This is a genomic window from Bacillus sp. 2205SS5-2, assembly GCF_037024155.1.
Classification (GTDB): Bacteria; Bacillota; Bacilli; order Bacillales; family Bacillaceae_K; genus Bacillus_CI.
On the sequence record NZ_JAYKTS010000005.1, the window covers coordinates 26,297 to 50,212 of the forward strand.

Below are 23,916 nucleotides of genomic sequence, written 5' to 3' on the forward strand. Positions count from 1 at the left end.
TCGTTCATCTCCTTCTCACTTGTTCATTAATCTTCCTTAGTGGAAGCCACTTCTTCTTTCGCATTTTTTGGCTTGTTCACATAATGAACAACAAAAGTTGCCCCAAAGGCGACAATTAAAATTAGGAAGAAGTAAAGGTGCTCTAAATGTAATCCAAAAATACTTGCAAACATTTTGGCAGCAATAATCCCAATTAAGATAAACGCCGTTGTTTCTAATTCTGGTACTTTTTCAATGAGCACTAGGAAGAATTTCGCAACCGTACGCATCATCAAGATACCAAGCATTCCACCTAATAATAAAATCCAAACTTCCTCAGAGATAGCAAAGGCTGCTAAAATACTGTCGGCTGAAAACGCGATGTCCATCATTTCAACTGAAATAACGGTTGCCCAAAACATTCCGAATGTACGTACCATCCAGCCATTCTTATTCACTGTTTTCGCTTCGTCCTCTTCTCCCTTACCACGGAAATGTTGAACAACAATCCAAGCTAGATAAAAAGCACCTAACGCTTTTAGCCACCAGAATTTAATCATGTAAACCCCGATACCTATAAAGATAAACCGGAAGAAATAGGCTCCGAATAGACCATAAGTTAAGGCTTTTTTACGTTGCTTTTCTGGTAAATGCTTGACCATAATTGCAAGAACTAGGGCGTTATCTGCTGACAGTAACCCTTCTAAAACGACTAATGAACCAATTAAGCCCCAATTGACAGGATCAGACAGAACTTCCCCCCACATCTGCCAATCAAAGAATGATGCGTACGTCCCTAAAATTTGTTGTAAAATTTCCACTGCATGTTTCCTCCTAGTTTAAGGATTGACCAAGGTAGAACTTGGTCGATCCGCTACACATCTAAATTGTAATTTCGACAAAGAGCAGCCAGTCCACCTGAAAAACCGCTTCCTATCGCATTAAATTTCCACTCATGACCATGTCTATACAATTCGCATACTACAATAGCCGTTTCAATTGAAAAATCTTCTCCTAAATCATAACGAAGTAATTCTTCGCCATCATTTTCATTAATAAAGCGTACAAAGGCATTAGACACTTGACCAAAGTTCTGGTTACGCCCATCTGAATCATGAATCGTAACTGTAATCCCAATTCGGTGGACATAGGATGGGATTTTTGAGAAATCCACTTGAATTTGCTCATCATCTCCGTCACCCTCACCCGTTCGATTATCTCCGGTATGAGTGACTCCACCACTGGAATGGGCTAAATTATTATAGAAGATAAAGTCTTCATCATGGAGACACTTACCATTTTCATCCGCCAAGAACGCCGAGGCATCTAAATCGAAATCATGGCCCCCGTTGTATTTATTTGTATCCCAACCGAGTCCAATAATTCCTTTTACTAAACTTGGATTCGATTTTGTTAAATCAATTCGTTGTCCTTTTGATAATTGAATGGCCATGATATCCTCCCTTTCACTTACCCAACATCTAAACCATAATCAGTTGCAATACGTCCTAGTCCACCTTGATAACCGCTTCCTACTGCCGAGAATTTCCATTCCCCATTATGACGATAAAGCTCGCCAACAATGACAGCTGTTTCAATAGAGAAATCTTCTCCTAGATCATAGCGAATCAGTTCCTCATTGCTGTCCTCACTAACAACGCGAACGAATGCATTGGATACTTGTCCAAAATTTTGACTACGATTTTCACCGTCGTGAATGGTAATAACAAAGGCGATTTTATGGACTTCAGCTGGAACTGCAGTTAAATGAACCTTTACCTTTTCATCGTCACCGTCTCCTTCTCCAGTACGGTTATCACCGGTATGAACGACGCTACCATTTCCACCTTCTAATTGATTATAAAAAACAAAGTCTCGATCAGATGTTACTTTCCCGTTTTCACCTAGTAAGAAAATACTTGCATCTAAATCGAAGTCGTTTCCACCGTCATACTTATTCGTATCCCAACCTACACCTACAATTACTTTCGATAAACCTGGATTCGTTTTCGTTAAATCTACCTTTTGTCCTTTTGATAAAGATATAGCCATGTTCATTTCCTCCTTATATTTAAATGAATTTGATTACATATAGCGTTTAACAATTTCCTGAAGACCAGCGTCATTCGTACCTGTTCCTACAGCTGCAAATTTCCACTCACTGCCATGGCGATAAATTTCTGCCACCAATAAACTTGTTTTCCCACTATAATTATCAGTTAAACTGAATTTTAATAACTCCTCCTGGTTGGAAGAATTCACGACACGAATAAACGCGTTTTGAATCATCCCAAAGTCTTGCTTACGACGAACACAATCATAAATATTCACCACGAACACTAACTTATCAATAGAAGTAGGAATATTTTTCAAATCAATTAAGACTTGTTCATCATCCCCGTCTCCTTCACCGGTAATATTATCTCCGGTATGTACAACACTACCACATGAACTTTTTAGATTCCCAAAATAGATGAGGTTGTTCTTCGAAATGAATTTTTCATCTTTTAACATAATAACACTTGCGTCACAATCAATATTTGGTGAATTTTTTCCACCTAATAGTCCTCCAAATAAACCAGAGGATTTTTTCGAGGTCACAGGATCCCAACCTAGTCCGACCATGATCTTCGATAAACCAGCGTTTCCTTTTGTTAAATCAATTCTTTGACCTTTTTGTAACGAAATTGCCATGTACGTCCACTCCTTTAAATAGAGACTATTTGATTGAATTGCCTCAACTTCTATTCTATCATTTTATACAACATCTTTAAAATTCTTTCACTTGTTAATTTCCGAGTCAATTCTATTTACGAGTGAATGGCCCAATGGTTTCATAAAAATAGAATTTTTTTAATGGTTTCATTTCTCATACATTGTTGCTGTTGAGTAAAAGTTCAATAGTAGCATTCATTTAGGCATTCATTTCGTGAAAAAATTGAAAAGATGCTGCGAATAAGAACACAAACCATTAATTTGCCTCTAACACTATCGCCTTCTCTATATGAGTAATGGTTAAATTGTATTGAAGAGGCGGGACCATTACTTCTTCTTCCAATAAGAGCTTGATCGCATAATAAGGAATATTAACACCAGATAAACAACTCATATGTAGTCCACCACTCATACGCGGATTAATTTCTAATAACTTCGGAACATCTTCTTTATATTTCACTTGTATATTATAAGCGTACGAAAGACGCAATTCTTTTTGAAACCGCTTCGCCATTTCGATCAACTCCTGATTCTCCTCGAGCTCACGAATTCGACCGTTTCCTTTCTTGCGAGGAATGGCCACAATTAATTCGTCCTCATACCCCAGACAATCAATGCTATATTCAGGACCATCCAAAAATTCAAGCACCATTAAATTCGGAAAAGTTTCTTCACTACTTAAAATCTCACACGCCTGCTTATACGTTATTCGATAGCCTATCCCTTTTGAAAATAAATCGGAAATTGAATCGTTTTCCTCTTTGATTACCCGAAAACCGTTCGCCCCTTCACCGATTGCAGGCTTAAAACAGACAGTATGCCCTTTCGTGCGTAAAGCATGATACGCTTGTTGAAATTCTTCTACAGAATTCACAATATAATAGTACGGTAAGGTACAAAGAAACTGAGAAGATTTTTTCACCAATTTATATGTTTCTGCTTTGTCATCTAATGCCATCATAAGCTTCGCATCCGGGCAAACTAACACCTTAACCCCTAATTCTTCAAATAAATGAATATGTTGGGAAATAAACACATTTTCTTTCCGTGGCACAAATACATCAATGTAATGCTGTTGACAAAATTCTAAACAAAACTGAAGGTATTCTTCTCCACTACAATCCGGCTCAGTAGCCTTATAGTCACAGTTTTGCAGATAAGCTGCATCAGGATTGGGATGTGTTCCATAAATCGTGATTTCGCGGTTATCGGGGTTAGTCCTGATGCTATCAATATAATGCGTCACTGTCGTAAACCAACGATTAAACCAAATTTTCATAAGATGTTATTCCTCAATTCCTTTTTCTTCCTATAGTAACTTTCTTTTTTGAAAATAACAAATTTCTGGCCACGCTTAGAGCTACTCGAATATAATTGTTTCACAAACTACTCCTTCTAAATCAAGTAATTAAACACATTTTTTGAAAGTGATTTATTAGATCACTTCAAGCTCTTACTTCTTTATAAACTCATCCAATGCATGGTAGGTTCGTTTGAAACTTCCCTTTGAATACTAATACTTCTTAAAATAGTTGAAAATGAAATTTTTGGTTCTTGTCTTTTATGAATTTGTTTAATTGGATTATTATTAGATAAATCCGAATAATCTGCTTTTCCTATCTTAATTACTTCAAGGAACACACCCTCTACTCTATTCACTGGAAAATCCCTAATTATTATTTCAATTTTTCTCTTCTAGATATGAAATAGGAAGTATGATCATCACAAGCAATCGGGAATTTAGTCGATGGATTCAGGTTTTTCGCGATGAACAGATGACCGCTGTCTTGTTAGATCGAATGACACACTAGGTCCACATTATCCCTATGAATGGAGAAAGTTTTCGTTTCAAAGAAACCTATTCGAAGTAACAAGAGGGTGGTCAACTTTTGGGTTGACTATTACAATCACCATTGAACTGCAGTCTAAGGTAGTAGTTACTTTCTACTCATCTACAGATTATGCTTTTGAATAAAAATAATTATTATTCAAAAGCATGAGCAGTTCTCAATACAGAAAACGGCTCACCAATACAATATTTTATTAAAGGCTCTTATTATACGAAAATGGGTTTTGCTGCTGATTTTGGCGCAAAAAAGCACCCTCCCTAAAATGGATAATCCATTTTTTGAAAAAGTAGACAGAATTCTTTTTTGTAGCTTTCTTGCTTTTCACCTGCACTTCATAAAATTTATTGTGAAAGTGTACGCAGTCATAACAATACATATTTCCGCTAGATTCACCACCATGGCATCATTCCATCCTTCGGAAATGGTTGACAACTTGTGTCTCTTTTAGGTGTTAAGGTCATCTTAGTACCTACCTTATCATCGTTGACTGAAAGAATTAATATTAAACCACTACACCCCCAATTTCACCAATTGCGATGTCTGAGAAGGACATGGGGGTTTCGTATACATTGTGGCTATTTCATCTGATTTTGACTAAATCCTCCTTTTCATTGTTGATTTCCATCAAAATAGTCAGATCCAGTTGCAGCGGCTTGAGGCTCGGTTCAAATGCCACAATCTTTGCGAAAACAGCCTTTATTAATGAAATACCATTCATTTCTTGATGAAAAGGTTGACACGAAATATCCATATTTCTTTATGGGTGATTTCAATAATAACGCCTTCGTTCGTGATGAAGGGTACGATTTTCTTCTTTCAAAAGGTCTTTTTGACACCTACAATCTAGCTGAAAATCCCGACAATGGCATCACTGTTGAAGGAAAAATTGCTGGATGGGATGAGAATAAAATGGATCTGCGAATAGACCTTGTATTGGTTAGGGATAAAATTAATGTAAAGTCTTCTAAAGTGATCTTTAATGCAAAAAACAAGCCAATCGTTTCTGATCATTTTGGTGTAGAAGTGATTTTGGGTTAGCAAAATCATTTAAATATTTTAACAAAAAAGAGCGCTTCTACAATGTAGAAGCGCTCTTTTTTGTTAGGAGATTGTCATTATCAGAAGTCCCACTCTTAACGTTTTACTAGATTCTTTTTTAGAGGCTGTTTTCGCAAAAATTGTTGCTCTTCGGATCAAATTATCATCTATGATATAGCTTTATTATGGGCATTTTTTCGTCTGTTTTTGATGGAATTCAACAGAAAAATGGAGGATTTAGTCTAAAATCAGATGAAATAGCTACTATGTATATCAAAAAAGCCTTTTTAGAAGCTTATCTGAGCTCTCGTAGAATTCAATTGTACCGCTAGAAAAATACTGTGATCGATTATCAAAGATCCAAATGTATCGGCTGTAGATACATCTACATACCATTAAATACCAAGGAACTCCCTTCAATGCATCTATCGAACAAGTTTTCTTGAATTTTGATAGTATACTAGATTGTCAGTCCACTCACCAAACTCAAAAATGAATCCCTTTCTAATGCATTCAAACTCCATTCCGACACTTTCTGCTAACTTTATGGAAGGGATATTATCCAAGTTAATATGGGCTTCAATCCGATGAAAATTCAAGAAATTAAAAGCAATATTTAACGCTTCCTCTACAGCTTCTTTTCCGTAACCTCGCTTCCAAAACTGATTATGTATCGAATAACCTAGTCTCGCCCATTGAAAATCATTTCTTGATAATGTTGAAAAATCCACCATCCCCAAGTGTTTATTATCTTCCTTTCTAAATACACCGAATATGTGTGCAGTATCGTTAATCGCTAATTCTTGATGTTTTTCTACTAATTGTATGAACCACTCTTTCGTACATTCACTCATATCCATTTTGCCCTTATCATGTCTGTTTTGTGAGGAAAACCGACTTTCGAATTCATGATACCAATTTTCGTAATCACTAATTTCCAATGGTCTTAAAACTAATCTTTCTGTTTCTGAATGAATGGTAAAATCCTTCAAACGAACACCCCTTATATTTTTCCAACTATCTCTATTTTATCATCACACTTCACAGAGTAGGAAATTTAATTCCTACTTGCTCCTTTATTGGACCTTTTTCAAATATCTGAAGTATTTTGGACGACATGAGCTCAGCTTTAATTTAAATTAATCATCCATTTATTTAAACATTTTCTTCAGTTTTCTTCGAGACTCTTACCCGATCGGAAGACAACTAAAAAATACTCAAGGAAAGTTCTTGTTCCATGAATAATAACTAATCAAGTACTTCTTGTTTATTAGGTTCCCTAAGAAAATCAAAAAGCATTTGAATTTGAGATTCCGTATTCCTTCCCAAAGAAAGAGGGGGTAAATTTTCTTCGCAATAAAAGTCTACTTCATTCGTTTCTAATCCATTTTCCGCGTGCCCGCCAACTATCTCACACTGTATAAAAAGTTTATAGTAATGGTAAGGTTGAGGTGGATGTGGATGTTTATTCATATCTAATATTGCTATTAACTTAAGAGAGGTTCAACATCATAGCCAGACTCTTCTTTTATTTCCTTTACAATATTCTCTGAAGGAGACATTTCTACCTCACAAAACCCTCCAGGTAATGACCACTTATTATCAATTTTCTCTCGGACCATTAATATTTTATTTTTCTTGAACACGACACCTCGCGCATCAATTTTTGGTGTTTGATAACCTTTCTCATTAGCAAATAAATCGATAATCTTGGTCATTTCTAATCCTGTATATTCTTGCATTATTTCAGTACTGATGACTCTCAGCTCTTCGTATCGCTCAATGTCGTATTTATCTTTTGAAAATGTTAATCCTGCCTGAGATAATGCTTGAATTCTCTTTGCCCATTTCAACCATTGTTGATTCATAGTAGAACCTCCTTATATGAATAAGTGAATGCTAGCAGGATGAGAAATAATCTTCACTCTCCTCTATGTATGATGAATTTTTAGTATGACTCGCATAAATTGTCCTTTGAGTTCTTCGTTTTAGTAATTCGAATAATTCATAAAACACTTATTGAAGAGAGCTTATATTAAAAAATTCATGTTGTTATTGTCTCAAAAGCACTCTTTTGAAATCCTCTGCTGACCCCTTCCTGTTAGAAAATGGACTAATAGTGAGAATACCATTATGAGCATGTTTATTTCGACTGAAAAATAATTTTTTATCAATGGTATATAGGGTCTGCTCTGCCCTATACCTTTCATATTTTCTCAATAATTTCATTCCTAGCTTCTCTAATAACCCCCGAGAAGGCATGTTTGCAGTCTGTGTAACTGCAATTACTCTTGTTAAGTTCATACTTACAAATGCAAAACTGATTATTTCTTTTACAATTTCTGTTGCATAACCAACTCTCCACCATTTAGGAAGAAGCTGATACGAAACTTCTATCTCGTCATCTCGGTCATAAGGATTCTATGAAACTAAGCAAATAAATTCACTTGCTTGTTTAGACCTAACTACCCAGTACTTAGAATCATCCTTGGATATTATCATTTTATTGAAATTTTCTATTGTAGCTTCCTCTTCTCTTGTACCTCCAAGAAACTTTCTAACCTCTTGATCAAGATAAAGTTCCTTCACTTCGTTAAAATCTACTGGTTGAATGATATTAAGCCAACATCTTTCCGTTTCAATCATAAACTCCACCCTGTTCCAAACTTACTAACAACATTGATTACGAAAAAAATCCGCTACATTTAGCCTCTCTTATTCTTCCAATAAAAAATTTAACCATCAACTCTCCGCTGATTTCCTTCTATTGAATATCTTAAATTCTTTTACTAGCTTCAAATTCCTTCCCAAGCCTAAATAAACAAGTATCCCCGTAACAATCGATAGAATGGAGGATATTCGAGCATGTGAATTAGTACCCCATTCATTTGATAACAAGATGTCAATACTATACTTCACACCCAGAACAGCTAATGACATCACTATAACTATTCCAGTCATTGGAATTAATGACTGAATCAATGGTTTCACATGAAAGTGAATAGCTTTTTTAATAACATACACATTATATAGGACAGAAACCGAAAACCCACAGTAGGTAGCTAATATAGGTGCTAATTCTTTAAAATCAGGGACTAATAAAACGTTCAATGAAATTTTCACAACAATCCCTACCCCAATTCCTATGATAACTTTCTTTTGTTTGTTGATTCCTTGCATTATGGCAGTTGTAACCGTAAATAATGCAAAAACAACTGCTGCGAGAGCGTACCATTGTAAAATTTGGCCACCTAGCTGAGGGCTAGTATCCAACCCAAATAACATAATATAGACTGGCTTTCCAAGAAGGCATAATCCCATCCCCGCAGGTAAAGTAAAAAATAGAAGAATTTGGATAGTTTGAGTGATTTTATTATGTACCTCTTCCATTTTCCCACTAACAAAGGAAGTGGTGATTCCTGGGATTAAAGACATTCCAAATGCTGTCGCCAATGATACGGGGACCAAAACCAAAATTTGCGCCAAACCAATAACAGAATTAATTATCTCAGCTTCATTTAAACTATAGCCAATAGATTGAAACAATTTATTTATGGTGAATGTGTCAATATTTTGATAGATAGGTATAGTTAAACCAGCGATGACAAATGGAAGGGAATAGCCAATCAATTCTTTAAACAATGGAATTATTTTTATATCGACATTATCTGGACTAGCATCCCTCTGTTTCATAATTAAGCCCCGCCGCTTAAAGTAAACAATTAGTAAAACACCAAGACCTGCTAGTCCACCAACAAATGCTGCAAAGGTTGCAATTCCAACTGCATTTGTAACTGAGCTTTCTAAGATATGTATCGTTACGTAGCCACCAACTAAAATAAAGACAATTCGAACAATCTGCTCTATCACTGTACTTAATGCTGAAGGACCCATAGACTGACTTCCTTGAAAATACCCTCTAAAAATACTCATAGCTGGGATAATTAACAAAGAAAAACTAACAAGACGAATAACAAACAAGACATCCTCCCATGAATTCCCAGTCAAATCATTTGAATCCGTAATAATATCCGCCAAAAATGGGGCAAACGAATACAAAGCAATAAATGAAATGAATCCACTGAAAATCATTAATATCAGACCATATCTCAATACAGTCAAACCTACACTATAGTTTCCGAGCTCATTATATTTTGAGACCAATTTAGATACTGCCAGGGGAAGCCCAATAGTAGAAATACTTAATAGAATGGTATAGGGTCCATAAGCGTATTTATATAGCGCATAACCTTCTGCACCTACTAAATTTGTAAATGGAATTATATAAATAAATCCTAATATTTTTGATATAAGGGTCGCCGTTGATAATATTAGTGCGCCCCTCATAAACTTACTCTCCATCAAAACACCTCATAAATCTATTTCTTTCTTCATTACTCACTGAATAAGACTCAACTATTTAAATGTTGATTTGTTTACTTTAAGGATAACGTTACCAAATAGAGATATTGATTATGACAGACAATTAAGTCAATTTCAATGAAATGTGAGGGACTTTGCATGAAAAAAATTATTACTTTTTGACATTTTTCAATACATTCAATTGCACTCTAATCATCTATCATGATTCTGAGTGATCGTTCAGCAACTTAATCCATGGTTTCATAAAACCCTCTTACCAGATTGCTTATTTTCAGCCGTTTCAAACTATTTGTTATCCCCTTTGCTTATCTTATTCCTAAAAAAACATACAAAGCCCCTATTCAGCGAATATTAAGTTTTACATGCTCTGACTGGCGATATTAAATGTAGGTGAGCATCATTCCCAATTGGCTGGATTAATATTGGTCCCATTGCTCCACTAAAACGAATACTAATTTCGTCTTCTTTAATAGCTTTTAATGCCTCCGTTGCAAACTTGCCATCAAGAGAAATACTTAATTCGCTTTCACCTTCTATGAACTTAATATTTTGTGTCTCTTCAATCTTTCCTATCTCTGTGGAATTCGAACTGATTTTCACCTTATTACCTCCACTAATCTCCAAATGGACATTATTATTCCTCCATTCGTTTGCGAATAAGCAAGCTCTATCTATTCCATTTAGAGATTGTTTATTATCAACTGTAATGGTTGTTTTAAATACTCTAGGAAGTAAACTAGAAATGTCGGGATAATTCCCTTCTATTAATCTTGAATATAGCGATGTTGAATTTGATTTAAATACAATATAGTTGTCTGAAATAAAAATATTGATCATCTCTAATTCAGCAGCAAATAGCTTAGTAACTTCAACTAGAGCTGAACTGGGTACGATACAGGCACTATAATTGTTAGAGCTTTTTCTATGTGTTCTCAGTGCTAGACGATGAGAGTTTGTTGCTACTAACGTAAGTCGGTCCTCTTGAAAGGACATATGTACACCCGTTAATACAGGTCTGGTTTCACTTTTTGAAACAGCGAATACAGTTTGTTTAATCATTTCAACCACTTCATTGCCAGCAATACATATAGCTTTGTTGTCATCAAAATCAGGAAGATTTGGATAATCAGCAGGATTAAATCCATTTAAGTTCGTTTTTATGTCGCCTGATTCGATGGTAATGACATTATTTTCATTTACATGCATATGTATATCATTCGGAAGTTTTTTAACAATATGACTCAAATACTTTGCTGATATTACCACACTACCAATCTTAAAAACATCTAATACTTCTTCCCCATTCACTATATTGGGAATGTTTGTTTCAATGCTAACGTCCGCATTACTACCAATGACTTTCAATCCATCCTTGGTAGCAGTAATTTTTATTCCAGTTAATATTGGTAGATGTGTTTTGAATGAGACAGCTCTACTTACTTCTGAAACCACTTTATTAAAGTAAACATTATTTATTTTAATATCCACAAATAAAAATCCTCTCAATATTTTATCCATTGCAAACCACAAATTGTTTACATGTCCTACTGATTAGTTATCCAAACCCTGATTAGTTTAATTGATTCTTCACGAGATCTAATCTAATTTTAGCATAATTATCCTTTTTAAATATTTATTTTGGATACCAGAAAGAAGTCCTCTTCATCGAACAACCAACTAGATCCTCACTATTAAGCATTTTTTAAAGAAGGATGTAAATAAATAAAGGAGGAAAAAGTTGCAATTATCCCACCTAACAGGATGGTTGAAGTAGTGCCAAATTGCTCGGCTACAATTCCTGCAAGTAAAGCAGCAGCGGGCATTAATATCCAGGTCATAAAACGACTAGTGGCTTGAACACGACCTAATAAATGATCCGGGGTTAGCTTCTGTCTTATGGTCACAATACATGGACTCTTTATTGAAGCAGAAATCGTTCCCAGTGCATTCAATGATGCAAACCAAATAAATGAATGAATGATTCAATCCAAATGCAATAATAGACTTCCTTCCTACTACTCCTGAAAAAAACAATATTCTTCTATAGGAAAAGTATTTCTTGGTCTTAATAATAGGCTCTTTTCGCATACTTTGTTGCTCTTGACACAAAGAAAAAACAGGCAGTAGGGTTTTTTCGATTGATTTCTTCCTTGTTATCTAGAAATGAAGAATTTTTCATTAGGAAAAGAGCATGAAGTCATACATGTCAAAGGATTCCTTTTTATTCGAAAAACCACAATCTTTGCGAAAACAGCCTTTAATAATTTTTTTATTACCACACTCATTCGTTATGGTACTACATCCTATCTTAAGAAAAGGAGGGCACCTCTTAGTTCGCATTTCTTCCCGCTAAACAAATAAACCCATTCCATTTTTCCGAAATATCCAAATAAAATCCCTCGGTATACCTGCAATTCCCCCTTGCTACCGTTAAAAAAACACTAAAAAGGGGATTCCTAGTAAACAGAAACCCTCTTTTTTCTTACTTCCCTTCACTGGAAGATATCTTTCCATTCATCACCTTATGTGAATTCCAACTGCGGACAAATAGTCCAGTGTAGATAAAAAATGTACCTAGCATGACGATAAATCCGATGTAGACGGACATCATAGTCGGCACGAGGAATGCTCCCATGATAATCGTCGATCGGGCGAGGAGATCTGCTCCACTGAAGGATAGGTTTGAAAAGGCGGAGTAAGAACCCCGTTTATCGGTTGGAATCATATTAGCTTGTTCCGCGTTTCGAATCGGTGAATAAATCAGTTCACCTATCGTAGCAATGAGGTTGAATAAAACTAGCATATACCATGTGTTAGCCGATGTGACCGTCATGTATCCGATGCCGTATATGATTAGTCCCATCAATAACGCACTTTTCTTGTTCATGCGGTCCGTGAACCGGTTGATAATGAATGTGAAACAAACGACGAGAAGCATATTTTGGATATTCAGGATACTCAGCATTCTCACTCCGACGATTTCAAAAGTTCCAATATTCACCGCTTGAAATGTTTCAGCAAGTCTGATACCGATATAGCTATTCAAAGAAAATTCTGCTGAAAAAATGAAAGTCGATCCGATCACTACTTTTACAAAAGCAGAATCTCTGAAGGCGACTCTGTAATTATTCACTAGGTCGATAAATACATTCTTATGTTTTTTCTGTAAAAGGTCTTTGAACTGATCTTGAAGCCATATACCATACGCGATTGGGATGATGGAAGAGGTAAAGGTTAGCATCATAAACAATTCTCTCTGGTAATTGATATATAGAAGCCCCCCAAGAGCTGCACCAATAGCCATGGAAAGATTGACGAGCCAGTAGTCTAAAGCGTATATGGCTTTTCGGTTTTCCGGTGTAGTGGAATCAATGATGATAGCATGCATCGCCGGCCGACCGAGGCTGCTCGAAATAATAAAACCTATGTAAGCTCCTGCAAAAAGCCAGATTAGCTTATTTTCTGGAAAAAGACTGATTGTCATGATCAAGAAAAATATAGCATTCAACCAAGAAGTTGCAAGCAATACTTTTTTCCTTGGTAAGCGATCCGATATGTATCCTCCCACTAAGTTGATAATAAATCCGAGCACGACTGTGATGATCAAAAACACACCGGCCCAAATTTTGTTCATTTCCTGTGCAAAGAATAAAGCCATGAACGGCATGACGGCTGACGAAACAGCACGGTTAAAGAATGATGTAATCATGCGTACTTTAATATTCTGAGGTAATTCCTTCCATTTCATGTTGTTCCCTCCCCTTGTTTATTGTATATTAAACTAGACTAATTATTTTAAAAATAGACAGTTTTTACAATAGTGTCCCCTTTTAGGAGGAATGGCTTAATGGAGAATAAATTACTGACTCTATGGAGGTACTACCCCTCAGGCAAAATTAGAGTAGAGGAGATCTCTGAAACTCTTCAACTAAGTAACAAACAGACAACCCGATATTTAAAAAAATGGAAGGAAGAAGGCTGGATAACCTTTACACCTGGGCGTGGCAGAGGAAATGTTTCAACACTCACATGGAAAAAAGATGTGGAAGAAGTATTTGAAGAAGAAGTCCTAAAACGGATAGACCAAGAACCTGTGGAACAAAGCAGTAAATATCTCATGTATGAATGGTCGACCGACAGTAAGATGAGATTGATGAACAAATTTCATACCAAGCTTGGTTTTGTACAGACTTCCAAAGACAAGCTGATTGTTCCTAAGAGATATCCCTTTATCTCAATCAACCCGATTGATGCAGCCGATGTACTAAGTGCCCATTTGGTCGCTAATGTTTTTAATCGGTTAGTCTCCCTTACAGACGAAGGAAACGTCAGGCCAGAACTCGCTCATAGCTGGGATGTGTCCGTTACTAAATCGCGGCTCTATTTAAAGAAAGATATCCAATTTCATGACGCTTCTCTTTTGACAGCAAAGGAGGTCGTGGAATGTCTTGAAAGACTTCGTACACATGCGCATTATAAAGATATATGGGCTCCTATTGAAACAATTGAGGTTAAAACTCCTCTTGTCATCGATTTTTATCATCCAAGGGGCTGTAGTTATCTTCTTCCGATGTTAAGTATGATGTGTTCTAGCATCTATAAGAAAAATAAAGGAAGCATTCTTGGGACGGGGTGCTTTTATTTAGAAGAAAACAGTGATGAAAAGACCACACTAGTTGCCTTTAAAAACCATTTTCAAGAGAGACCGTTGTTGGATTCCGTGGAGTTCGTTCAGGTGCCTCAAGATTTCAAAGGAATCTACCATTCTCACAGTGAACAAAATTTCCCCTCCTCTTTTGAAGTGGAAAGTGATTCGGGATTTGGTATCATCGTCATGAACACCAACCGTAACTCTTTGATTCAATACAAAAAGGTGAGAGACTATCTACACTGGGTCATTGCGAAGAACCGACACATGATTAAAGACTACGACCCACGAACAACACCCAATGACAAAAGCATTTTCCCAGGACAGGATCATCGTTTCATTATTCAAGAGGCAGACCGTCCTACATTCACAGAACCCATTGTGATAAGAGGTGTCAACTATACAGAAAAGACGACACAATGGCTAGTTGAAATCTTTGAAAAAGAAAAAATCCCAGTCGAGCTTAAGTGGTGTTCCTTCAAAGATATTCTAACAAAACAACCAAAAACACTGGATGTCGATCTGTTCATTCATGGAGAGATTTTCGAGTCTAACCAGAATTTTTCGTTTTATCACTTTCTTAAGAATGGGTTTTCTCCTCTCTATCACATCCTTGGGAACTTGGAGAAAATCAAGGCATCTATGGAGGAATATCTATATACTCCATTCGAGGAATGGACATTATTGAACATTAAAATGGAAAAAATTCTGATAGAAGAATCGATCATGATCCCCCTTTATTATCAAAAAAGGTATATTCCTTTTTCTTCAGACATTATGAACATCAAAATTAAGCATTTTGGGTATGTAGATTTTTCGAAGTTATGGGTGCGTACAGTAGTTTAAAAACTTGGCATTTCAGAAAATTTCGTGCTAAATTATGCCCTACTAATTTACTGATACGAATTCAAGAAAGTAGCTTCCACAACGGATTGAACCTAATATGTGTAACGAAACTTCCAGATGTTTATCCTCTCAATTGATTGTGGAAGGCTGTTTTCGTAAAGTTTGTTACTATTCATACCAGTCTATAAACTGACAAACAACTTTGTTTCTGAACAGCTATCCGGATATTTCAGATGGAAATCAATAGCAATATAGAAAATTCCATCAAAAATGAGCTGAAATAGAAACAAAATTATCAGAAGAAATCATTATTAAAGAACTTACTCCATTAAAGTTTCCTATTTCGGAACAAATAAGGATTGGAATTTTTTCAGGTGGAGTTAAGTTCAATTTTTTGTTTTCCTTTAATCCGATTGAGTATTAATAGAGCAGCAATGTTTATTCTTTTCAATCCCCCTCCAATTAGAAAGTAATACTAAGACACCTCTCTTTCCTCCAATATCCTATTATAAGTTAGTAAAAAAAGGGAAACTAATGCTACAAAGCCAAATATCATAAGTAAAATTATTTTAATCGTTCAGCCAACCCATGCCATACATAGTGCACTTCTTTAGCAAGCTTTGCTGCATCTTGAGCAATCCAGCCAGCCAAATCACGCAATCTTCTGTATCTGTTTTCAATTGGAACGATTCCCCTTCCAATCTCCAGCATGACCAACACCGTTTCTTCTCCTCTGGTTTGTTCTTCCCTCACTAAATCTTGAAACAATTGAATAAATGACTCGCGAATAATGTCATCTTCACTCTCCAGAAGAATGGCATCCTCAAGCCACTTTTCCCAGCCTTCCAAGACTAGCGTAGACTTTTCTTCCCAACTAGCCCTCCAATCTGTAAAAGCTTTACCTTCATAAGCGGAGACCCAAGAGAATCCCCCGTTCACTTTCTTTCTTACTACTCTCCTTTTTCCAGAGTAGGCACCACCAATAACGAGCTGCACGTCCATCCCCCCTCCCGCTCAACTAGTCTCACTGCTAGACATTGTCCATGTTTCACCACAGGAGACTCCCAAAAAAAATTGCTGGCTTTAAACTTGGAAAGTAGATATCGAATCACGCCACCATGTGTGACAATTAAAATGTTAGCAGAATCAATGGTCTCCAACATTTCTTCGACACACGAATTCACTCTCTGTTGAAATGCAATCCCTGACTCCCCTTTAGGAGGGCTTGTCTGTTCCCAATTATTTATCCACTCATGGTACAAGGAAAAATCCTTTAACTCCTCAAACGTTTTTCCTTCCCATTCCCCAAAATTCAATTCTCTTAATCTCGCATCCTCACAATAAGTAACCGACAAATCCAGAAAATCCAATGTAGAGAGGCACCTCACAAGGTCGCTGGAATAAACATAGTGGAAGCGCAACCTACCTATTTCTTTCTTCAAACTAGAAAGCTGTTCCAACTCCTCTACGATTACATCCCTATCAGTATGTCCCAAATATCGCTTTTCCCTGTTCCAATCCGTTAGCCCATGACGAACGAGATATAAATCCACACGACGGCAAGTCCCCATAGCTCTCCTCCTTCAATAGCGCTGCCCAATAGATCTCCATTGATTCCTTTAAATCTCTTCATCATCCAAAGACCATAACACCAACTAAATAACAGATATGCAGGTAACAATATAAGATAACTAGGTAGAAAAATTAACGCTACAGCTAAAGGAAGGAATGCCAGTGCAACATCCACCTTAGTTAAGTTTCGTTTCCATTCCTCAGCCAGACCCTTCTGCTTAGCAGAAGGGTAAAAACACATAAGGAACACTGCAATAAACCGAGAGAAAGCTAGTATAATAACGAAAGAAAAAATATGTAGATAAGACACCTCTAATATTAGATAAATAAAAACCGTCTTCCAAACTAATAAAAATAAAAGGCTCAAAATGCCAAAGCTTCCTACATGGGGATCTTTCATAATTTCCCATTTCCTCTCAAGCGGAGCGTTCGAGCCCGCTGCATCCGCCACATCCATCCATCCGTCTAAATGTAAACCACCAGTGAGCCAGATCCAAAAGGACAAAACAAGTAACGCCACTATCCACAATGGCAGAACTGGCTGTAAAAGCCAAACAACAATTACAAGCAGACTTGCTAGAATAATGCCTGTTAGCGGATAGCACTTTAATGCCCATCTGCTTGTCTCCTTATTCCATGGACACTCGAATGGTACTGGTATTCTTGTTAAAAACTGAAGCGCCAAAAGGAAACCATACACGCTGTTTTTCATGAGATAACCTCTCCACCTTTCCAGTACTTCGGAATTCCTGACCTAACCTGAATAGCGACATCTGACTGCTCTACTATGAGCTGATGGAGTTTCTCCAGTAGATAAACATAATGCTTGACCGAATCATATTTTGAAGGAAGCTCTTCATTGACAGCATTAGATACAATGAAGAGCTTGACATCCTTCTTTCTGACAATCTTCGTCCATTTTGCCACCTCATCTAATATCTCATCATTGGAAGTGGCACGATCAAACATCATATTACTTAGCCAAATAGTCAGGCAATCCAACAACACAACATCTCCTTTTCGGGAGAGTCCCAATTTCCTATCTAAATCATAGGGCTCCTCCAAGACCTCCCAAACTTTTCCTCGTCCCTTTTGGTGAAGGAAAATTCGTCTATCCATCTCCTCATCACTTCTCTTTGCAGTAGCAAGATAAAAGAGACGGCCGTTGATAAGTTTATTCTTATTGTAAATATCAAGTGCCATCCTCTCTGCAAAAGTACTTTTTCCTGAGCGAGCTCCTCCTGAAACAAAGACAATCATCCTCGCTCTCTCCACTTCCGGAGCAATCTGAGCAATTTAGTATTTTCATCTTCCGACCGAATGGAAAATCTTAAAAAACGACCGCCTAGTCCTTTGAAGTTATGGGTATGCCTTGCTAATATCCCGTTCCTCAACAAAAAGTTGAAAAGTTCCTCCATCTGATTCGGATTTTTTTGATCCTGCATTAGATAGAAATTCACACAAGTTGGAGACATATAAAAATCCTGACCTTCATAAAAGGTCCGCAACACATCTGTCTGCTCACGAAGCCACTCAAAGGTCCGTATCAAAAACTCCTTATCTTCTAAAAGGCGAGGTGCCACCGCATCCGCTATTGCATTGACACTCCAGGGAATCTGTTCCTTTTTTAACACTTCTACAATCCTACTCCCCCCCATGATATAGCCCAGTCGAAGACCAGGAATGGTGTACATTTTCGTCAAAGACCGCAACAAAACCATATTGGGATAATTCTTCAACAGTGGCCCCAACGACTCGGATGGAATAAAGTCGACGAATGCTTCATCTACCACTAAATAAGTATGGCTGATTAATCCCTGCTCGAGCAGGATTTTCATTTCATTTTTCGGCACAACCATACCGGTTGGATTATTGGGGCGACAAAGAAATAGGACATCTATATCCGACATGAGCTCTACAATCTTGTTCACGGGCAATTGAAAGTCGTCTTCTGCTGACACCAAGACATCTGTCACATCCAGATGGTAATGTCTACACGCTCGTTCATATTCGGAAAAGACCGGGTGCACTATCCCCGCCCTCTTCCCTTCGAAATATTTGGCAACAAGGAAAATAGCTTCTGCCCCACCGTTTGTTAAAAGGATTTCATCCTCATCAACATCTTCGATTCGTGCCAAAGTAGCCCTGCTGCTGGAATAATGAGGGTCAGGGTAGCACATGAGCTTTTGCCACTGCTTCTCCATTTCTTCCTTTAACCATTTCGGTGGACCTATCGGATTAAGGTTTGCACTGAAATCATAGACCTCGACTTCCTTCTTCAAATGAAATAACTTTTTCATTTGTGCAGGCTGCCCCCCGTGTTCTGGCCAGTTCATTCCATCATCCCCCTCCAACCAAATGCAGTAATAATAAAAAGATTGTTCCTAGTAATACAAAACCTATCCAGCCTCCGTGCATATAGTAAATGCTCTTAGTAATGTCAGTTGGTTTAAGCTGTGTCAAAGCTTCCCCCATCGTTGCTCGGTCAGACTTTATTCCTTTGTAGTAATTGACACCACCCAGTTGAATTCCAATCAGCCCTGCCGTCATCGCTTCCGACCATCCACTGTTAGGACTGGGATGCTTCTTAGCATCTCTCAGCGCGATTGTCCATGCCTCAAAGCTTCTTGAACCTTTTATAAAAAACGAAGAAAGCCACATGGTAAGAGCGGTTAGTCTTGCTGGAATAAAGTTTGCCAAATCATCCAATCTTGCCGAGGCCCAACCGAACTCTTTATATAGATCATTTTTATAGCCGACCATGGAGTCAAGTGTGTTTATAGCTCGGTAAGCCATTGCCAAGGGTGCACCGCCGACCATTGCCCAAAATAGTGGAGCAGTAATTCCGTCCACAGTATTCTCAGCAACTGTCTCGACTGTTCCTCTGACAATTTCACTTTCCGAAAGCTTTTCAGTGTCACGGCCGACTATCATACTTAAACACTTTCTCGCCTCGACCAGATTCCCCACACTCAATGGTTTAAATACGCTTCTGCCTGCATCTTTCAACCCTTTTATTGCGATGGTGGTGAAAGTGAAATAGATTTCGGCTGCCACACCAACCCATAAGTGAAGTAAATTTGCTAAGTAGACCATGAGAAGGGTAAGACCATAAACAGTAATTACGATGGTCAATGTAAGGGTTACTCCTTTCGCTTTTCGATTGATCCCTTTATTCCAATTTCTGTCCAACAGCGAAATAAACCTTCCCATTTGCACGACTGGGTGCGGTAACCAACGTGGATCTCCGAGAATGAAGTCCAGTAAAACAGCTCCCAATATTATTATGAGTCCTATAAAAAAATTATCTATCATTAGTTTCTACTCGATTCCAGTATTTCAAAAGAGCTTCTTTCACTGCTTCATAGACAATATGACCAATTCCTATGCCAAGGAGCGTACCGGAGCCAGCATAAGGAGTTCGCTCCCCTTGTTGCGTCACTGCTAGTACCATTGCATCTGTCGAAGTGCCTGATGCAATCGTTCCAGTCTGGGGATCCTTCACATTCAGATCATTTAGGGCTTTCACTTTGGCTTCTGTGGCTGACATCAGTCCGTTGACCAATGCGCTATCGGATAAATGGCCATTGATGAATACCATGGTGTTTATAGTGCCTACCGTAAAAGGAGCTGGGCACCATTTTGCATTCGTAATATCCACCGCATTTCCCACTCCGGCTGTTACAACTACCATAAATTCAAGGTCCTCCACTACTTTCTTCCTTACCACCACGTCAGCGAGATGAACGGCCGTCATCATCCCGACCGTCTGTTCTGGGGGAATCCCCTTCACTACTAGCCATTCCTCTATATCCCTTACCGGATCGCTGCAGTTGTAATTTTTATTCACATGAAAATTACAAAAATGCTTGTGCCACTGGATCCCATCTCCCACTACCCCATTGGAAATGGTACGGAGAGGGAGGCTGGATTGAATATGTAGGCATGCATCGTCCTGTTGGAACGTAAAGTTATTGCTAAACCTGACCTTTTCATTTTCCTCTACAAATTTTGGCGTCATGAAAAGCTGAGGCTTCGGAACGACCGGATGGGAATCAGCCCCAATCTTCACTTCGTACACCTCTTTCAACTGTTTCTCTTTCCGAAGTGTTTCCGCATCGCCCACTTCCAGAAATAATCCATTATGTAAAAGGGCAAGGCGATCGGCGTATAGGGAGGCAATATTCAAGTCATGTAGAATCGCAAAGACAGTCAGACCCTTTGTCTTCTGCCATTCTTTAATAAGGTCCAACATATGAAAAGTATGCTTAATGTCAAGATGGTTTGTCGGTTCATCCAGTAAAAGAATTTCTGGTTCTTGAGCCAGCGCTTTAGCGAGTAACACCCGTTGCTTCTCCCCACCGCTCAGTTTTCTGAACTGTTTATTAGCGTACCTCGTGATGTTCGTTACTTCCATTACCTGAAGCATGATTTCCTTATCTTTAGCAGATAAACTTTTCAGGAGACCTTTTTGATGAGGATACCGACCAAGGCTGATGATTTCCTCCACTGTGTAGTCGAACGAGACATGAATCTCCTGGGTCAGCACCGCCACCATTTTCGCCTTTTCCAATTTTGACAAAGATGAAACAGACTTACCTGCAAGTAGCAAATCCCCTTCGAAAACCTGAAGCTGGCCGGTGACCAGTTTAAATAAAGTTGTCTTCCCACTTCCATTTGGGCCGAGTAACGCAAAAAACTCACCCTGAAAAATCTCTAGATTTACCCCTCTAATAATAGGGTCTCTTGCACTATATCCTCCAACCAAATTCTTTATCTTAATCATTGCTCCGCCCCCTTCCAATCCTTTCCTTTACTAAAAGAACGGCAAAAATCGGCGCTCCAATTAAGGCTGTGATGACTCCGATTGGAAGTTCCTTTGGTGCAATCAACGTTCTCGCCATTAAGTCAGCTAATACGAGAAATCCTCCACCAATTAGCATGGACAGTGGAAGCACATGGCGGTGATTAGGACCTGTCATCAGTCGGACAAAGTGGGGAATCACCAATCCTACAAATCCAATGGAACCCGACACAGCAACAGCTGATCCAGTTAATAAAGATGCACCTAGGAGAATCCTAATCTTTCCCCTCTTCACATTCACCCCAATATGATCAGCTGCCTCTTCCCCGAGCGCCATCGCATTTAGTTCACGAATATGTATGAACAACAAAGCAGCTCCCAAAATCATAAACGGAAAAATTAGCTGCACATGCCCCCAACCTCTCATGCCGACACTTCCATACAGCCAGTATATTATCTGCGTCATAGATTCCTTATCACCAAGTGCGATAATCAACGAAATAATGGAACCGATGAATGCGCTGGTGATGATTCCTGCAAGGATAATCGTTTCTATTGCCAGTCCCCTGTTACTTAATCGTACCAATCCAAACACAAACAGAAGGGACACCAATCCGCTTATGATGGATACCACTGGAAGGGTGAAGCTTCCTAATCCTATAATGGTAATGTTAAAGAATATCACCGCAACTGCCCCAAGAGCTGCCCCGGAGGAAACCCCGATTGTATAGGGATCTGCCAAAGGATTTCGTAGCAAGCCCTGAAATGCTGCCCCTGCAAGTGCCAGAGATGCCCCCACAATCATGGCAAGAAGCACCCTTGGAAATCGGATATTCCAGATAATCATTACTTCATTTTTCGGAACATCAACGAGCCACCCAAACCCAAACATATTCTCAAATAAAATATGTAAAATAGTTGGTACTGGGAGATAAACACTGCTGTTCAATAAACCAAGGAGGGCTGTACCAAGTACAAACCCTCCACACCCGATATAAAGCCAAACAAATTTATTTCTTATAAACCTCTGGATAGATAAGCTTCGCAAGATTTTCCACTCCCTCAATGAGACGAGGTCCAGGTCTAGTTACCGTATCGCTGTCCACATCATATACCTCTCCGTCCTTGATGGCAGGAACCTCGGACCAACCAGAACGAGCCATAACTCCTTCTTTCGGATTATCCACATAATAGCCATAGGTAGTGACTATGACATCCGGGTTCAACTGGACGATTTCCTCTTCCGTTAGTTTTACCCACCCCTCCAGGTCACCTGCCACATTTTCCGCCTGGATGGATTCGAGCATCTCGTGCATAAACGTTCCTTGCCCAGTTGTGTAAATGTCAGGTGCAGGCGATACCTCCACCCACACCTTCTTCATATCTGTTACTTCCTTTGCTTTCTTCTTAACAGCAATAAGGCGGTCCTTCATATCGGTAATCAGCGCTTCTGCTTCAGTTGTCTTACCTGTAACTTTCCCGATTAGCTCCATCGTCTCATAAACATCTGCAAATGAAGATTCGCTACCGATGACGATTACCTTAATACCCACTCCCTCAAACTGTTTTAAAATATCCTTGTGGTTCTGTTGATGGTAATCAGTAACAAAAATAACATCAGGTAGAAGGGTCAAGATTGATTCCACATTCATATCCTGACCACCCACTTTTTGTACATCTGCCGTTTCCGGAGGATAGTTGGCAAAATCCGAAACCCCGACCATTTTCTCTCCCAATCCAAGCGCATAAGCTATTTCCGTATTGCTTGGTTGCATGGAAACAATCGTGTTTGGTTCTTCATCCAAGGTAACCTCTGAACCAGCATCATCGACAATCGTGACAGGAAAGGCTGTCTCTGACTCTTGCGCCTGTTCCTGACCCGACTCCTGTTCATTAGAGTTTCCATTAACGGATTTATTTTTTTCATTTGTTGAGGTTCCACAGCCAGTTATAATACCCAAAGTCAGGATAAGGACAAAACTGAAAATCCCCCATTTTTGTTTTAACTGATTCATAATTCTTTTCCCCTTTAACATTTTACTCAAATAAAAAAACGCATTCCAAAGGAAGCGTTGAATGTC

General features: G+C 38.3%; 23 protein-coding genes and 3 pseudogenes. 3 read left to right on the forward strand and 23 right to left on the reverse strand.

Going from position 1 to position 23,916, the window contains the following annotated elements; translation table 11 throughout:
- Positions 1-26 precede the first annotated feature (26 nt).
- From U8D43_RS04885 to U8D43_RS04910, 6 genes are all read right to left on the reverse strand, one after another.
- Positions 27-800, reverse strand: a complete 774-nt coding sequence (locus U8D43_RS04885; RefSeq protein WP_335869878.1) for a TerC family protein — start codon at positions 798-800, stop codon at positions 27-29.
- A 53-nt stretch (positions 801-853) separates the two neighbouring features.
- Positions 854-1,432: a TerD family protein gene (locus tag U8D43_RS04890; protein ID WP_335869879.1), complete on the reverse strand. Its 579-nt coding sequence runs from the start codon at positions 1,430-1,432 to the stop codon at positions 854-856.
- 17 nt (positions 1,433-1,449) lie between these two features.
- Positions 1,450-2,031, reverse strand: coding sequence for a TerD family protein (locus U8D43_RS04895; RefSeq protein ID WP_335869880.1), 582 nt, complete (start codon positions 2,029-2,031; stop codon positions 1,450-1,452).
- 33 nt (positions 2,032-2,064) lie between these two features.
- Entirely contained in the window at positions 2,065-2,673 is a 609-nt protein-coding gene (locus U8D43_RS04900; protein WP_335869881.1) for a TerD family protein, read from the reverse strand.
- A 277-nt stretch (positions 2,674-2,950) separates the two neighbouring features.
- Entirely contained in the window at positions 2,951-3,973 is a 1,023-nt protein-coding gene (locus U8D43_RS04905; protein ID WP_335869882.1) for an ATP-grasp domain-containing protein, read from the reverse strand.
- Positions 3,974-4,155: 182 nt separating this feature from the next.
- Positions 4,156-4,353, reverse strand: coding sequence for a hypothetical protein (locus U8D43_RS04910; RefSeq protein WP_335869883.1), 198 nt, complete (start codon positions 4,351-4,353; stop codon positions 4,156-4,158).
- Between the two features lie 26 nt (positions 4,354-4,379).
- Between U8D43_RS04910 and U8D43_RS04915 the strand changes: the two are divergent.
- A pseudogene (locus U8D43_RS04915) lies at positions 4,380-4,505 on the forward strand (ATP-binding protein); the annotation flags it as partial.
- A 708-nt stretch (positions 4,506-5,213) separates the two neighbouring features.
- On the forward strand, positions 5,214-5,582 hold the full coding sequence (locus U8D43_RS04920) for an exonuclease/endonuclease/phosphatase family protein (protein ID WP_335869884.1): 369 nt from the start codon (positions 5,214-5,216) through the stop codon (positions 5,580-5,582).
- Between the two features lie 425 nt (positions 5,583-6,007).
- On the opposite strand, the gene U8D43_RS04925 is transcribed toward U8D43_RS04920, so the two are convergent.
- The 8 genes and pseudogenes from U8D43_RS04925 to U8D43_RS04955 form a co-directional block, all read right to left on the reverse strand.
- A complete protein-coding gene (locus tag U8D43_RS04925) occupies positions 6,008-6,574 on the reverse strand; it encodes a GNAT family N-acetyltransferase (RefSeq protein ID WP_335869885.1) in 567 nt (188 codons plus the stop codon).
- A gap of 256 nt (positions 6,575-6,830) precedes the next feature.
- Positions 6,831-7,450 (reverse strand): annotated as a pseudogene (locus tag U8D43_RS04930) (NUDIX hydrolase).
- 184 nt (positions 7,451-7,634) lie between these two features.
- A pseudogene (locus U8D43_RS20895) lies at positions 7,635-7,985 on the reverse strand (GNAT family N-acetyltransferase); the annotation flags it as partial.
- 18 nt (positions 7,986-8,003) lie between these two features.
- A complete protein-coding gene (locus U8D43_RS04935) occupies positions 8,004-8,228 on the reverse strand; it encodes a hypothetical protein (RefSeq protein WP_335869886.1) in 225 nt (74 codons plus the stop codon).
- Positions 8,229-8,324: 96 nt separating this feature from the next.
- Complete coding sequence (locus U8D43_RS04940; protein ID WP_335869887.1) at positions 8,325-9,947, reverse strand: putative polysaccharide biosynthesis protein; 1,623 nt, start codon at positions 9,945-9,947, stop codon at positions 8,325-8,327.
- Positions 9,948-10,316: 369 nt separating this feature from the next.
- Complete coding sequence (gene dnaN, locus U8D43_RS04945; RefSeq protein WP_335869888.1) at positions 10,317-11,453, reverse strand: DNA polymerase III subunit beta; 1,137 nt, start codon at positions 11,451-11,453, stop codon at positions 10,317-10,319.
- Between the two features lie 203 nt (positions 11,454-11,656).
- Positions 11,657-11,869, reverse strand: coding sequence for a hypothetical protein (locus U8D43_RS04950; protein ID WP_335869889.1), 213 nt, complete (start codon positions 11,867-11,869; stop codon positions 11,657-11,659).
- 578 nt (positions 11,870-12,447) lie between these two features.
- The gene (locus tag U8D43_RS04955) at positions 12,448-13,713 is read right to left on the reverse strand and encodes an MDR family MFS transporter (RefSeq protein ID WP_335869890.1); all 1,266 of its coding nucleotides are present in this window, start codon (positions 13,711-13,713) and stop codon (positions 12,448-12,450) included.
- 99 nt (positions 13,714-13,812) lie between these two features.
- Here U8D43_RS04955 and U8D43_RS04960 point away from each other — a divergent pair, with 99 nt between their 5' ends.
- A complete protein-coding gene (locus U8D43_RS04960) occupies positions 13,813-15,459 on the forward strand; it encodes an ABC transporter substrate-binding protein (protein WP_335869891.1) in 1,647 nt (548 codons plus the stop codon).
- 564 nt (positions 15,460-16,023) lie between these two features.
- Here the strand turns inward: U8D43_RS04960 and U8D43_RS04965 are convergent.
- Genes U8D43_RS04965 through U8D43_RS05005 form a run of 9 tightly spaced genes read right to left on the reverse strand, consistent with a single transcriptional unit; the run spans position 16,024 to position 23,850 of the window.
- Positions 16,024-16,461: a bifunctional adenosylcobinamide kinase/adenosylcobinamide-phosphate guanylyltransferase gene (locus U8D43_RS04965; protein ID WP_335869892.1), complete on the reverse strand. Its 438-nt coding sequence runs from the start codon at positions 16,459-16,461 to the stop codon at positions 16,024-16,026.
- Positions 16,410-17,030 carry a histidine phosphatase family protein gene (locus U8D43_RS04970; RefSeq protein WP_335869893.1) on the reverse strand — a complete coding sequence of 207 codons (621 nt, stop codon included), beginning with the start codon at positions 17,028-17,030 and terminating at the stop codon, positions 16,410-16,412. The genes U8D43_RS04965 and U8D43_RS04970 overlap by 52 nt, the downstream gene beginning before the upstream one ends.
- Positions 16,982-17,743: an adenosylcobinamide-GDP ribazoletransferase gene (cobS, locus tag U8D43_RS04975; protein ID WP_335869894.1), complete on the reverse strand. Its 762-nt coding sequence runs from the start codon at positions 17,741-17,743 to the stop codon at positions 16,982-16,984. The genes U8D43_RS04970 and cobS overlap by 49 nt, the downstream gene beginning before the upstream one ends.
- Positions 17,740-18,291 carry a bifunctional adenosylcobinamide kinase/adenosylcobinamide-phosphate guanylyltransferase gene (locus U8D43_RS04980; RefSeq protein WP_335869895.1) on the reverse strand — a complete coding sequence of 184 codons (552 nt, stop codon included), beginning with the start codon at positions 18,289-18,291 and terminating at the stop codon, positions 17,740-17,742. Before U8D43_RS04980 ends, cobS begins: the two co-directional genes overlap by 4 nt.
- Positions 18,288-19,367: a threonine-phosphate decarboxylase CobD gene (cobD, locus tag U8D43_RS04985; protein WP_335869896.1), complete on the reverse strand. Its 1,080-nt coding sequence runs from the start codon at positions 19,365-19,367 to the stop codon at positions 18,288-18,290. Before cobD ends, U8D43_RS04980 begins: the two co-directional genes overlap by 4 nt.
- A gap of 4 nt (positions 19,368-19,371) precedes the next feature.
- Positions 19,372-20,346 carry an adenosylcobinamide-phosphate synthase CbiB gene (cbiB, locus tag U8D43_RS04990; protein ID WP_335869897.1) on the reverse strand — a complete coding sequence of 325 codons (975 nt, stop codon included), beginning with the start codon at positions 20,344-20,346 and terminating at the stop codon, positions 19,372-19,374.
- Positions 20,336-21,817, reverse strand: a complete 1,482-nt coding sequence (locus tag U8D43_RS04995) for an adenosylcobinamide amidohydrolase (RefSeq protein ID WP_335869898.1) — start codon at positions 21,815-21,817, stop codon at positions 20,336-20,338. Before U8D43_RS04995 ends, cbiB begins: the two co-directional genes overlap by 11 nt.
- Positions 21,810-22,883 carry a FecCD family ABC transporter permease gene (locus U8D43_RS05000; protein WP_335869900.1) on the reverse strand — a complete coding sequence of 358 codons (1,074 nt, stop codon included), beginning with the start codon at positions 22,881-22,883 and terminating at the stop codon, positions 21,810-21,812. The genes U8D43_RS04995 and U8D43_RS05000 overlap by 8 nt, the downstream gene beginning before the upstream one ends.
- The gene (locus U8D43_RS05005; protein WP_335869901.1) at positions 22,846-23,850 is read right to left on the reverse strand and encodes an ABC transporter substrate-binding protein; all 1,005 of its coding nucleotides are present in this window, start codon (positions 23,848-23,850) and stop codon (positions 22,846-22,848) included. The genes U8D43_RS05000 and U8D43_RS05005 overlap by 38 nt, the downstream gene beginning before the upstream one ends.
- Positions 23,851-23,916: the final 66 nt, after the last annotated feature.